Source organism: Candidatus Agathobaculum pullicola, assembly GCF_052117205.1.
Taxonomy (GTDB): domain Bacteria; phylum Bacillota; class Clostridia; order Oscillospirales; family Butyricicoccaceae; genus Agathobaculum; species Agathobaculum pullicola.
The window spans coordinates 152,165-165,179 of the sequence record NZ_JBQKJP010000001.1; the positions used below are offsets into that span (position 1 = coordinate 152,165).

Sequence of the window (13,015 nt, forward strand, 5' to 3'; positions counted from 1 at the left end):
TCCGCCGGAATAAAAGAGATATGACCAGCTTTGCAAACATACTTAGCTGCAAAGAAATTTAAGATAATGTTCAAATCGGGCATTACCTTCCGTTTTTTCCCGGGCATCGGAAAAACGAGGAGAAAAAGATGAAAAACACAATATCCTTGAAGGAAAACCATGAGTTCCGGCGGCTGTATCACCGGGGGGTTTCTTCGGCGGGCAGACATCTGGTTCTGTATTGTCGGAAAAACCGATTGGGATATAACCGGCTGGGGCTGACGGTCAGCGCCAAGCTGGCCGGAGCGGTGCAGAGAAGCCGCATCAAACGCCTGTTCCGCGAAGCGTATCGTCTGCATGAGGATGAATTTGCGGTGGGCGTGGATTTGGTGCTTGTCGCGCGCAGCCGCGCGGTAGGCGCAACCTATTTGGAAATTGAAAAATCGCTGCTGCGGGCTTTGCAGGAAAATAAAGTCGCGGCAGCTCGGTCATGAAGCGTTTTCTGCTGGCGGCAATCCGTTTTTACCGCCGGCATATTTCGCCGACCAAACCTCCCTGCTGTCGTTATATCCCGACCTGTTCGCAGTATGCGATCGAGGCAATCGAGAAATACGGCGCGCTCAAGGGCGGATGGCTGGCGTTCAAACGCATCTGCCGATGCCATCCCTTCTCCAAACGCGGGCCATATGATCCCGTGCCATAATAAAGGAGAAAAAAGAAATGGTATCGGAAAAATTTCGTTTCACAAGTGAAAAACAACCCTACGGAGGTTTATATGGGAGATATTTTCGGACTTGTCATCGTCAGACCGCTCGGTCTTATCCTGCTGGGAATCTTTAAGGCGATAGGATCCTACGGTCTTGCGGTTATTCTGTTTGCGTTACTGGTCAAGCTGATTTGTATTCCGCTGGCGATTAAGGGCAAAAAGAGTATGCTTGCCATGAACGCGCTCAATGCGGAAATGCAGCAGCTGCAAAAAAAGTACGCGAATAATCGCATCAAGCTCAACGAGGAAATTCAGAAGCTGTATGACAAGCATGGCGTCAATCCGATGTCCGGCTGTCTGCCGCAGTTTATCCCGCTGCCGATCATGATGGGTCTGTACTATGCCGTGCAGCAGCCGCTCAAGTTTATGATGGGCTTTAATCAGGATGTGATCAATCAGCTGGCGGTGCTGGTAGGTGTGGATACCGCGACAGCAGGCTATTATAGCCAAATAACGATTGCCGAAAAGCTGGGTGACCTGTTTACCCAGAACGGCGGCGTATGGCCGGAGGCCGTGACCAACATCACCAATGGCGCAGGAGAACTGCTCAACATTGATTTTAACTTCCTCGGTCTGAATCTGGCGCAGACTCCGACCTTTCCGAATCCGAGTATTTTATGGATCATCCCGATTCTGTCGGGTGCGACCGCATTTCTGTCCAGCTTTGTGATGCAGAAGATGCAGGGCACACAGAATAGCGCCGCTGCCGGTCAGATGAAGGTGCTCAATATCATGATGCCGCTCATGTCGTTGTATTTCGGTTTTATCCTGCCGGGAGCAATCGGTATCTACTGGATTTTCAACAACATTTTTGCTTGCGTGCAGGAAATTGTGCTGACGACTTATCTGCGCGGCAAAAAGGAAAAGAAGGATGCGGAGGAATTTGCGCGCGTCGAGGCGGAAAAGGAAGCCAAGCGCGCGGCAAGCAGAGCCGCTCAGCAGGAACAGTCCCAAAATGCCAAGAAAAAGAAGGGGGACAAGTAAGCTATGGAAAAATTTATTGAAACCACCGGCGATACCCGTGATGCTGCGATTGAAGCAGCGCTCAAGCAGCTCGGTATGGACCGGGATGACGTATCGGTAGAGGTCCTGGATAACGGTAAGAAGGGTTTTCTCGGTATCGGTGCAACGCCTGCGCGCGTGCGCGTTACCTATGAAGTGCCGGATGAGCCGGTGAAAAAGGAGGAGCCTGTCCACAACCCTGTGGAAAAACCTGCGAAGCCGCATCGTGCTGAAAAACCGGTAAAGGAAGAGAAAGCCGCTGAAAAGCCGCAAAAGCTGTCCATTACCGATGCGGATGATACACCGCGTCTGGTCAAGGCTGCGCCCGCGGATTTTGTGCCGGAAAAACTGGATGTGGAGCGTCCGCCGCGTCGGGAGCGTCCGCGTCGGGAACGCGGTGGCCGCCGTGAGCGCCGTCCCCGCGAGGAGCGCCCGATTACGCCTTCTGTTCCTAAAGAACGCGAGCTGATTCCGGTTTCCGAGGAATGTATGAAGAAAGCTGAGCAGCTGGCGACCGATTTCGTCACCGGCCTGCTGGAAAAAATGGGCGTGGAAGGTACGGTCACCACATTGCCGCAGGTCGAGTGCGACCAGCTGCGTCTGGAGATTTCCGGTCCGGATATGGGCCCGATTATCGGTCGTCGCGGCGATACGCTGGATGCAATCCAGTATCTTGGCTCCCTGGTGCTCAATAACGCGCTGGACGAGCATGTGCGTCTGTCGGTCAACACTGAGAATTACCGCGAAAAGCGCGCGGAAAGTCTGGAGCGACTGGCTCGCAAGATAGCGATGAAGGTGGTAAAATCCCACCGCTCGATGACGCTGGAGCCTATGAACCCCTATGAGCGCCGCATCATTCATGCTGCGCTGCAGGATTTCAACGGCGTCACCACGTATTCGACCGGCACCGAACCCGGCCGTCGCGTTGTTATTGCACCGGATAACAACTTTCACGCCCGTTCTTAACGCGGGGTACTGCTTATGAACGATACGATTGCCGCCATTTCTTCCGCCGGCGGGCCGATCGGTCTGATTCGGGTGTCGGGTGAGCAGGCGATACAGGCAGTAGATACCGTTTTCCGTGCGAAAAACGGTAAGCACATGCTGGATGCACCGGGACAAAAGCTAATTTACGGTACGCTGCATAATAAAGACGGCAAGATGATAGACTGCTGCTATGCGGTGGTATTTCATGCACCGCATACCTATACCGGTGAGCCAATGGCAGAATTGCAATGTCATGGCTCGACCGCTGTATTGCAGCAGGCGATGGATGCGCTGTTTGCGCAGGGTGTGCGTCAGGCCGAGGCAGGCGAATTCACTCGTCGGGCATTTTTGAACGGCAAGCTCGGATTGTCCGAGGCCGAGGCTGTGCACGACCTGATTACCGCCCGTACTGCGGAGGCTGCGCAAAACGCCGCGGCGCAGATGATGGGCGCGGTTGGGTCTCCCGTGCAGCAGATGCGGGACGAGTTGATCGGCATGGTGGCGCATTTTCATGCGGTGGTGGATTTTCCGGATGAGGATATCGACCCAATTTTGTTTGATGACGCCGCCGCGCTGCTTCACCGTACGACCAGCCGTTTATATGCGATGGCCGAAAGCTATGAGCGCGGACGTATCCTGCGCGAGGGCGTGCCATGTGTGATTTTGGGCCGACCGAATGCAGGCAAGAGCACGCTGCTCAATACCTTGCTGGGCCGTGAGCGTGCTATCGTGACCGATATTCCGGGCACAACCCGTGATTTGATTGAAGAAAATGTCAAGGTGGGCCAGCTTTTGCTCCGTGTGACCGATACGGCAGGTCTGCGCGATACGACCGACCCGATTGAACAGGCGGGTATTGATCGTGCAATGGCCGAAGCGTCCGCTTCCGCATTGATTCTTGCGGTTTTCGATGGCTCACAGCCGATTGGAGACGAGGATATGCTGGTGCTTGCCCGTGCGGCAGGACATCGCGCGATTGCCGTAGTGAATAAGGTCGATTTGCCGCAGCAGCTGGATGAAAAATTGCTCAAAAAGCATTTTCTTCATATTGTCCCGCTGTCTGCCAAGACCGGCGCCGGCATGGACAAGCTGCTTTCGCTCATCCCGCGCACGATTGGTTTAGGTGACGGCGCGTTTGACGGCGCGCTGATTACCAATGCTCGACAGGCTGCCGCTCTGGCCCGTGCGGCCGAGCGCTGTGAAGCTGCACTGTATGCCGCACAGTCCGGTATGACCCCGGACGCGGTTGTCATGGACGCGGAAGGTGCGATTGCCGCGCTTGGAGAAATCACTGGAGAGACCGTGACCGAAGCGGTTGTTTCCCGCATCTTCAGTGATTTCTGTGTGGGTAAATAATATGGATGCCACAGTGTTAAGGGCCGCCTGCCGCGCGCAGCGGCCCTTTTCTGTGGAAAAGAGTAATTACTATTTGTAATATAAATCTATATTATTTGTTTTAGTAATCAAAATTTTTACCAAAAGTGCAAGTTATCCAAAGTTTACACAGAGTTATCAACAGGTATGCACAGGGGCGGGATTATCATGCTGTATTCTGCGGGTAACTGTGAAGCAATAAGAAGGAGGAGGATTCATGACGGTTTTTCCGGCCGAAGCATTTGATGTTGTGGTTGTCGGCACGGGGCATGCAGGGATTGAAGCAGCGCTTGCTGCCGCGCGTCTCGGAATGAAAACCGCTTGTTTTACCATCAATCTGGACGCTGTCGGTAATATGCCGTGTAATCCGGCCATCGGCGGCACGGCTAAGGGCCATCTGGTGCGTGAGATTGATGCGCTGGGCGGTGAAATGGCGCGCGCAGCGGATGTCGCCTGTATTCAGTACCGTATGCTGAACCGCGGCAAAGGTCCGGCGGTGCACTCGCTGCGCGCGCAGGCCGATCGTGTCAAATACCGAACGTATATGAAGCATGCGTTGGAGCAGCAGGAAGGCTTGCAGCTGATGCAGGATGAAATTGTCTCTGTTGAGACGGAAAATGGTGCTGTGTCTGCGGTTGTAACGGCGATTGGTGCGCGTCATCCAGCAAAAGCGGTGATTATTGCATCCGGTACCTTTCTTGGAGGCCGTATCATCATTGGGGAATATGCGCGCGAGAGCGGGCCGGACGGTATGGCGGCGGCAAAGCCGCTGACCGAATCGCTGCGCGCACTCGGTCTGCGGCTGCAACGCTTTAAGACTGGTACGCCGCCGCGTATTCATCGCCGTTCTATCGATTTTACCGGTCTTGAGTTGCAGGCAGGCGAGGATGAAATCATCCCGTTTTCCTTTGAAACCGAACAGCCGCCGGAAAACCGCGCGGTCTGCTATTTGACCTATACCACCGACCGCACGCACGAACTTATTCGCGCAAATCTGGACCGTTCTCCGCTGTACGGCGGTCAGATTGAAGGTGTCGGCCCGCGGTATTGTCCATCCATTGAGGATAAGGTGGTGCGTTTCGCGGATAAGCCGCGTCATCAGCTCTTTTTGGAGCCGATGGGACTGGATACGGAAGAAATTTATGTGCAGGGCTTTTCTTCTTCCATGCCGTTTGATGTGCAGCGTGATATGCTGCACACGGTCAAAGGGTTAGAGCATGCGGAGATTATGCGTCCGGCCTACGCGATTGAATATGACTGCATCGACCCGTTGGAGCTGCGTCCAACGCTGGAGACAAAAAAGGTCAAAGGCTTGTACGGGGCAGGGCAGTTTTGCGGCTCGTCCGGTTATGAAGAAGCCGCGGCGCAAGGCCTGGTGGCGGGCGTGAATGCGGCGCTTGCTCTCAAGGGAGAGCAGCCGCTTATCCTCGACCGTGCGGATGGCTATATCGGCACCTTGATTGATGATTTGGTGACGCGCGGCACCAACGAGCCGTATCGTATGATGACTTCGCGTTCGGAGTATCGTTTGCTGCTGCGACAGGATAACGCGGATGAACGCTTGGTGTCAATCGGCGTGCGGATTGGACTGAATCCGCCCGAGCGCGGCGAAAAGGTGTGTCGTAAATATCAGGCGGTGCAAGAGGAAATCAATCGAATCGCGGCGGTTGGCATTGCGCCGTCGGATGCGCTCAACGGCTTTCTTGCGGGCAAAAACAGCGCGCCGGTCAAGGCAGGCTGCAAGCTGATTGATTTGCTTCGCCGTCCGGAGTTGAGCTATGCTGACCTTACCCATTTTGACCCGGAGCGTCCCACGTTGCCCGCAGTCATCCGTGAACAAGTGGAAATCCGTGTCAAGTACGCGGGTTATATCGACCGTCAGCAGAAGGATGTCGAGCAGTATCGCAAGCTGCAGTCGCGGCCGCTGCCGATGGATTTGGATTATGAGAAAGTAGAGTCCCTTCGTTTAGAGGCGCGGCAAAAGCTCAATGCAGTGCGGCCGCTTAATTTCGGTCAGGCCGCGCGTATTTCCGGTGTTTCCCCTGCGGACATCACTGCATTGATGATTTATATGGAAACGCGATGGAAGGAGGGCAAGCCGTGACCGCTTATGAGCTTCTGGTTTCCGGTTTACACCAGATTATCCCGGAGAGTTCTCCACAAGCTGTGGATAAATTATTGCAATTCTCCGATCTGCTTTTGGAAAAAAACAAGGTGATGAATCTGACCGCTGTGTCCGATCCTTGCGAGGTTGTCACGCGCCATTTTCTCGACTGTGCTTCGCTTGCACCCTATGTAGAGAAGGGGCAGACAGTGTTGGATGTTGGCACAGGTGCTGGTTTTCCGGGATTGCCGCTTGCTATCCTTTGTCCGGGTGCGCAGTTTACGCTTTTGGATGCGCAGCGTAAGCGCATCGACTTTTTAAGCGAGGTTGTCGATGCGCTGGAATTGACCAATGTTCTGCCGGTGCATGCGCGTGCTGAAGAGTTTGCTTTTCAGCATCGCGCGTCCTTTGATTTGGCGGTTTCGCGCGCGGTGGCGGAGCTGCGCGTGCTGTGTGAACTTGCACTGCCGATGGTCAAGGTGGGCGGCGCGTTTTATGCAATGAAGGCGGCAGACTGTGAGGATGAGGTTGGTTCGGCGTCACAGGCTTTTGCTGTTTTGGGTGCGCCTGCGGCCGAGCTGCTGCGGTATACCGTTCCGCATGATGGAGTCGAGCGCGTGTTGGTGCGCTTGCAAAAGACCAAAGAAACGCCGGTTCAATATCCGCGTCGCTTCAAAAAGATTCAGACCAATCCACTTTGAATTAAGTCAATACCATTTGTTTACCCTCTGTATGGAAATTACAGAGGGTTATTTTTTGTCCGAAAATGAATGGAAATGTGTGATATTTGGAAGGAAATGACAAATCCATGTCGAAACAGGCAGGTTTTGCGGTCGATTTTCCTTGCCAAAATGTAATAATATGGTAATCTATTACCGAAGGACAAACCGGCGTGGTGTTTTGGCCGGTCGACAGCACAAGGAGGAGATGACATGATGTCGGTTTTAACATTGGTGACGGGAAAAGAGGACCGGACACTGCGGCGGATTCGAGTGAGCGATATTGTACGCAATCCCAATCAGCCGCGCAAGTATTTTGACCCGGAGGCAATTGCACAGCTTGCGGAGAGTATTCGACAGTATGGTGTACTGAATCCATTGACGGTACGCCGTGCACCGGGCGGCGGTTATGAATTGGTGGCAGGGGAGCGTCGGCTGCGTGCTGCTCGTGTTGCGGGTTTGAATGATGTACCTTGCTTGGTAATTGCGGCGGATAATGAGGATTCGTCTGCAATTGCGTTGGTGGAGAATTTACAGCGCCGCGATTTGGATTTCTTTGAGGAAGCAGAGGGTTTTAAGCGATTGATCGATCAATATGGTCTGACGCAGGAGGAGGCCGCGCGCAAGGTAGGTAAAACACAATCAGCGGTAGCAAATAAACTGCGACTGCTGCGATTATCTATGCCAAATATGGAACTGATTCGTAGCGCGAATTTAACCGAGCGACATGCGCGTTGCCTGCTGCGGCTTGACGATGAAAACGATCGTATCAATGCGACCAAATATATTATCGAGCATGATTTGAATGTCAGTCGGTCAGAGCAATACATAGATTCATTGCTCAAGGAGAAGGATGAACCGCCCGCGACGGGAGAGCGTAAGGTGGTGCGTCTGATCAAGGATGTCCGGTTTTTTCTCAACACGCTCAATCGTGCGGTCGGGGTGATGGTGGATGCAGGTATTGGCGCAACGGTTGATCAATCCGAGGATGATGATAGCTTGACCTTGACCATTAATATTCCGCATGCCCGTGTATAGATTTATTATACTTATCAGCATTTGCTGCGTCTGTGTTTCACGTGAAACATTTCCCCTTTATAAAGAGCTGCCATATGGCAGCTCTTTATTTTATGTTTCACGTGAAACAAGTGAGAAAATTTAAGGGATTTGCTTTGCAATCCAACAAGGGTGTGATATAATGAAACGCGTAGGAAAATTACCAAAGATAAGAGGGAACCAGATATGGGGAAAATTATCGCGTTCGCCAACCAGAAAGGCGGCGTAGGGAAAACCACCACGGCCATCAATCTGGCGGCTGCGCTCTACGAGCGCGGCAAGCGTATGCTGCTGTGCGATTTTGATCCGCAGGGCAACGCGACCTCAGGCTTCGGCGTGGACCCGCGTTCACTCGAAACCTCGGTCTATGATTTGATTGTAGCCGATAATCCGGATGTCAAAAGCGCAATTGTATCCACAAAATGGGTGGATCTGATTGGGGCAAACGTCAATCTGGCAGGCGCAGAGTTGGATCTGATCGCAATGGAAAATCGCGAAAACCGGCTTAAAAGCGTACTTGACCGTGTCCGTGATGACTATGATTACATTTTTATCGATTGTCCGCCGTCTCTTGGCCTGTTGACGCTCAATTGCTTGTGTGCATCGGATAGCTTTCTTGTGCCGCTTCAGTGTGAATATTATGCACTGGAAGGCCTGAGCCAACTGATGACAACCGTTCGGATGGTAAAAAAATCAATGAATCCGGCATTGGAGCTGGAAGGTGTGCTGTTGACGATGTTTGACGGCCGTACCAATTTGTCCATTCAAGTGGTTGAAGAGGTTAAAAAGCACTTCCCGGGTCAGGTATTTTCGTCAGTCGTTCCGCGTAATGTGCGCTTGAGCGAAGCACCCAGCCACGGCAAACCGATTACAGACTATGACCGATTGTGTCGCGGCGCGGAGGCATATTTATCCTTGGCGGATGAAATACTGAAAAAGACAGAAAGGAAGGGGAGAGGCTGAACATGGCGTCAACCAAAAAAGGATTGGGAGGCGGCCTGTCCAACCTGTTCGGTGCGGATGCGACTGATTTGAGTGCTGCCGGTGCGACTGACAGTGTTTCTCAGATTGCGCTTTCCAAAATCGAACCCAACCCCAACCAGCCGCGTAAAAAATTCGATCAGCAGGCGTTGGAAGAACTGGCCGAGAGTATTCGACTGCATGGTATCATCACACCGATTACTGTGCGGCCGGGGGACAAAGAAGGGTATTATCAGATTATCGCTGGCGAGCGCCGATGGCGCGCAGCCCGTCTGGCAGGATTGAAAGAGCTTCCCGCGATGGTGCTTGAAGCACACGAAAGCGAAGTTATGGAACTGGCGCTGATTGAAAATCTACAGCGACAAGACTTGAATCCGATTGAAGAAGCCGAAGGATATGACCTGCTCATGCGGCAGTTTGGTATGACGCAGGAGGAGGTTGCCCACCGCGTGGTAAAATCCCGTCCGGCGGTAGCCAACGCGCTGCGACTGCTTGCACTACCGGATGAAGTGCGTACCATGGTGTCCGAGGGCAAGCTATCCGGCGGTCATGCGCGCGCTGTTTTGTCCGTAGCAGAAGAGGACAAGCGCGTAGAGGCAGCCAAACAGATGGTCGGTATGAGTGTGCGGCAGGCGGAAGCTCTGGCAAAGCGTATGAACAAAAAGCCAACGCCCAAGCCGCAGCATGAGACATTCTCCGTTGACTACGTCGCAGAGGTTGAAAAGGAATTGGAAAGCGTGCTTGGCCGTAAAATCCGTATTGAACAGGGCAAGAACAGCGGCAACCTGTCGCTGGAATATTACGGCGCAGACGATCTGGAACGCCTAATCGAAGCGCTGCGCGGTTTGCGCGTATAAGGAGGAGCTGCTATGGATGAAAAGAAAAAGCCTGAGCAGGTAAAACCCGAGAAAAAACTCAGCCGCACCACATTAACTTTTTATATTGTCGGCCTGTTCTCCGTGGCGATTGCATTGATACTCATTAGTTATGTTGCACAAGTCCGCGCGGATCGACAGCTGGATACACTGACCAATCAGCTCAATGAGCAGCAAACGGTTGCACAAGGCGCAACCCAAAAAATGGAAGATTTACAGGTGCAATATGACATACAAAGAACAGCGCTGGATAAAGTACGTGAGGTACTGGACACAGAACTGGCGAAAACCGATGTGGTAGGTGCTACCGAGCAGCGCATGGCTGAGCGTGAGGTTTATGCACTGCTGGCTCGTATCAACGCACAGCTGCTGGCAGACAACCCGACAGATGCCAAGCAGGCATATGATGAGCTGGTGCAGAAATACAGCGAAGAACGTCTCTTGGGCAACACAGAGGATGGCTTTGATGCGGATATCAACAAGCTGTTCCAAGCAGTGCAGCAGCAAATCAACAACCAAAATAGCGAAGAATAAAAATTAGATAAAAAAAGGAGAACAAAAGCATGCTGGATATCAAATTTGTCCGTCAGAATCCGGACGCGGTCAAGGAAAACATCAAAAAGAAGTTTCAGGACGAAAAGCTGCCGCTTGTGGATGAGGTCATCGAGTATGACGCCAAGTTCCGCGCGGCCAAGACACGTTGTGATGAACTGCGCGCGCAGCGTAACAAGAAGTCCAAGGAGATCGGCGGCCTGATGGCAAAGGGCCAAAAGGACGAGGCGGAGAAGGTTAAGGCCGAGGTTAAGGCAATGGCCGACGAGATGGAAAAGCTCGAAGAGGATGAAAAAACCTATGCGGAGGAAGTCAAAAACCGCATGATGGTTATTCCGAATATCATCGACCCTTCGGTACCGATCGGTAAGGACGATTCTGAGAACGTTGAAATCGAGAAGTTTGGCGATCCGGTTGTACCGGATTACGAGATTCCCTATCATGTGGATATCATGGAGTCGTTCGACGGCATTGATCTGGATGCAGCCCGCCGTACCTCGGGCAACGGTTTTTACTATCTCAAGGGCGATATCGCACGTCTGCACTCCTCTATCCTGTCCTATGCGCGTGACTTCATGATCGACCGCGGCTTTACCTACTATATCCCGCCGTTCATGATCCACGGTGATGTGGTAAAGGGCGTTATGTCTTTTAAGGAAATGGAGAACATGATGTATAAGATTGAGGGCGAGGATCTGTATCTTATCGGTACGTCCGAGCACTCGATGATCGGTAAGTTTATCGATACCATCAATGAGGAATCTACCCTGCCGCAGACGCTGACCAGCTATTCGCCCTGCTTCCGTAAGGAAGTCGGTGCACATGGCATTGAGGAGCGCGGCGTATACCGTATCCATCAGTTCGAGAAGCAGGAAATGGTCGTTGTCTGCAAGCCGGAGGAATCCCCGATGTGGTACGATAAGCTCTGGCAGAATACGGTCGACTTCTTCCGTACGCTGGATATTCCGGTGCGCACGCTGGAATGCTGCTCGGGCGACCTGGCTGACCTGAAGGTCAAGTCCTGTGACGTGGAGGCATGGTCGCCGCGCCAGAAGAAGTACTTCGAGGTCGGTTCCTGCTCCAATCTGGGTGATGCACAGGCGCGTCGTCTGGGTATTCGCGTTCGCGCAAAAGACTCTAAGGAATTGTATTTCGCGCACACCCTGAATAATACCGTGGTTGCACCCCCGCGCATGCTGATTGCCTTCCTCGAGAATAATCTGCGTGAGGATGGCTCGGTCGCTATTCCCAAGCCGCTTCAGCCGTATATGGGTGTCATGACCGAAATCCGTAAAAAGGGAGAGTAAAAATATGGAAATTGGAATCAAAGGGGAGCAGAAGCTGGTTGTCACGGCTGATAAGCTCGCGTGCAACGTCGGCAGCGGCCTGGTATCGGTATATGCCACACCGATGATGATTGCGGCAATTGAGAATACCGCGGCGGGCAGTGTCGCACCCTATCTGGAAGAGGGAAAGACGACGGTCGGTACGCTGGTGAACGTCAGCCATGTCGCCGCTACCCCCGAGGGTATGGAGGTGCGCGTCGAGACCGAACTGGTGGAGATCGCGCCCAACGGTAAGATGCTGACCTTTAAGGTAGCGGCTTACGATGAGGCGGGCCTGATTGGCGAGGGTACGCATCAGCGCGCCATCGTTGCAAAGGAGCGCTTTGAGGAAAAGGCGCAGGCCAAGAAAAACGCATAAGAAAAAAGGGCGGGGAAAACCCCGTCCTTTTTTGATAGGAAGTGACATATGGAACAGAAAATCTTCCAATATGGGCAAGCCGAGATCGCATATCTATCGGAGAACGACCCGATTTTAGGAGCCGCAATAGCGCGTATCGGTCATATCGAGCGCGCAGTTATCCCCAACCTGTTTACCGCTTTGGTGAATTCTATCGCCGGACAACAGATATCCGGAAAAGCACTGGCAACGGTGTGGGGCAGACTGTGCGACAGCCTGAAAGAAATCACACCGGAAACCGTGCTGACCGCAGGGGAGCAAGGTCTGCGCGCGTGCGGACTGTCCGGCCGTAAGGCAGGGTATATGCTGGCAGCGGCGTGCGCTGTGCAGGATGGAACATTGCCTATCCACAGCCTTGTGGATCAATCGGATGAAGAAGTGATAAAAACGTTGACCGCACTGCCCGGCGTAGGCCGCTGGACAGCGGAAATGCTGCTGATTTTTTCCCTTGAGCGGCCGAATGTGCTCGCGTTCGACGATTTCGGTATCCGAAAAGGATTGTGCCGCCTGTATGGATTAGAGACGTTGACCCGTGCGCAATTTGAAGAGTACCGCGCGCGGTATTCCCCCTATGCGACCGTAGCGGGCTTGTATCTGTGGGAAATTGCGGCGGATAAATAGGATAGCTGATGTTGCTTGGTAATCGCAGGGTATAAACAGAACAAAAACAAATCCGGATATCTCCGTATGGAAGATATCCGGATTTGTTGCACTGGTACGGGTAGTGGGGGTCGAACCCACACGCCTTGCGGCACAGGAACCTAAATCCTGCACGTCTGCCAATTCCGCCATACCCGCATAGCTTTGCAAAAAGACGTAACAACAGTATACCCATTTCACCCGGTTTTGTCAAATAAAATCGTGGTGGAAATAAAAG

The 13,015-nt window shown here is 52.9% G+C and carries 14 protein-coding genes and 1 tRNA gene; 14 read left to right on the forward strand and 1 reads right to left on the reverse strand.

From position 1 onward, the window contains the following. Positions 1-128: 128 nt before the first annotated feature. From rnpA to ACTQ3V_RS00920, 14 genes are all read left to right on the forward strand, one after another. The gene (gene rnpA, locus ACTQ3V_RS00855) at positions 129-473 is read left to right on the forward strand and encodes a ribonuclease P protein component (RefSeq protein WP_441465834.1); all 345 of its coding nucleotides are present in this window, start codon (positions 129-131) and stop codon (positions 471-473) included. Beyond that, positions 470-682 carry a membrane protein insertion efficiency factor YidD gene (gene yidD, locus ACTQ3V_RS00860; RefSeq protein ID WP_297283409.1) on the forward strand — a complete coding sequence of 71 codons (213 nt, stop codon included), beginning with the start codon at positions 470-472 and terminating at the stop codon, positions 680-682. The genes rnpA and yidD overlap by 4 nt, the downstream gene beginning before the upstream one ends. Before the next feature lie 72 nt (positions 683-754). Beyond that, entirely contained in the window at positions 755-1,729 is a 975-nt protein-coding gene (locus tag ACTQ3V_RS00865; protein WP_441465835.1) for a YidC/Oxa1 family membrane protein insertase, read from the forward strand. Between the two features lie 3 nt (positions 1,730-1,732). Beyond that, entirely contained in the window at positions 1,733-2,713 is a 981-nt protein-coding gene (jag, locus tag ACTQ3V_RS00870; protein ID WP_441465836.1) for an RNA-binding cell elongation regulator Jag/EloR, read from the forward strand. 15 nt (positions 2,714-2,728) lie between these two features. After that, positions 2,729-4,090 carry a tRNA uridine-5-carboxymethylaminomethyl(34) synthesis GTPase MnmE gene (gene mnmE / locus ACTQ3V_RS00875; protein WP_441465837.1) on the forward strand — a complete coding sequence of 454 codons (1,362 nt, stop codon included), beginning with the start codon at positions 2,729-2,731 and terminating at the stop codon, positions 4,088-4,090. Positions 4,091-4,325: 235 nt separating this feature from the next. After that, positions 4,326-6,212 (forward strand): tRNA uridine-5-carboxymethylaminomethyl(34) synthesis enzyme MnmG, encoded by a 1,887-nt coding sequence (gene mnmG / locus ACTQ3V_RS00880; RefSeq protein WP_441465838.1) that lies wholly within the window; start codon positions 4,326-4,328, stop codon positions 6,210-6,212. Next, positions 6,209-6,913 carry a 16S rRNA (guanine(527)-N(7))-methyltransferase RsmG gene (rsmG, locus tag ACTQ3V_RS00885; RefSeq protein ID WP_441465839.1) on the forward strand — a complete coding sequence of 235 codons (705 nt, stop codon included), beginning with the start codon at positions 6,209-6,211 and terminating at the stop codon, positions 6,911-6,913. Before mnmG ends, rsmG begins: the two co-directional genes overlap by 4 nt. Positions 6,914-7,144: 231 nt before the next feature. Beyond that, positions 7,145-7,969 carry a ParB/RepB/Spo0J family partition protein gene (locus tag ACTQ3V_RS00890; RefSeq protein ID WP_441465840.1) on the forward strand — a complete coding sequence of 275 codons (825 nt, stop codon included), beginning with the start codon at positions 7,145-7,147 and terminating at the stop codon, positions 7,967-7,969. A gap of 204 nt (positions 7,970-8,173) precedes the next feature. Then, complete coding sequence (locus ACTQ3V_RS00895; protein WP_441465841.1) at positions 8,174-8,950, forward strand: ParA family protein; 777 nt, start codon at positions 8,174-8,176, stop codon at positions 8,948-8,950. Between the two features lie 2 nt (positions 8,951-8,952). Continuing rightward, on the forward strand, positions 8,953-9,825 hold the full coding sequence (locus ACTQ3V_RS00900) for a ParB/RepB/Spo0J family partition protein (protein ID WP_441465842.1): 873 nt from the start codon (positions 8,953-8,955) through the stop codon (positions 9,823-9,825). A 12-nt stretch (positions 9,826-9,837) separates the two neighbouring features. Continuing rightward, entirely contained in the window at positions 9,838-10,377 is a 540-nt protein-coding gene (locus tag ACTQ3V_RS00905) for a hypothetical protein (RefSeq protein ID WP_441465843.1), read from the forward strand. A gap of 29 nt (positions 10,378-10,406) precedes the next feature. Beyond that, entirely contained in the window at positions 10,407-11,702 is a 1,296-nt protein-coding gene (serS, locus tag ACTQ3V_RS00910; RefSeq protein WP_441465844.1) for a serine--tRNA ligase, read from the forward strand. A gap of 4 nt (positions 11,703-11,706) precedes the next feature. Next, positions 11,707-12,099, forward strand: a complete 393-nt coding sequence (locus tag ACTQ3V_RS00915; RefSeq protein WP_441465845.1) for a thioesterase family protein — start codon at positions 11,707-11,709, stop codon at positions 12,097-12,099. A 48-nt stretch (positions 12,100-12,147) separates the two neighbouring features. Beyond that, positions 12,148-12,759, forward strand: a complete 612-nt coding sequence (locus ACTQ3V_RS00920) for a DNA-3-methyladenine glycosylase family protein (RefSeq protein ID WP_441465846.1) — start codon at positions 12,148-12,150, stop codon at positions 12,757-12,759. A gap of 92 nt (positions 12,760-12,851) precedes the next feature. Here the strand turns inward: ACTQ3V_RS00920 and ACTQ3V_RS00925 are convergent. Beyond that, positions 12,852-12,936, reverse strand: a tRNA-Leu gene (locus ACTQ3V_RS00925). Positions 12,937-13,015 lie beyond the last annotated feature (79 nt).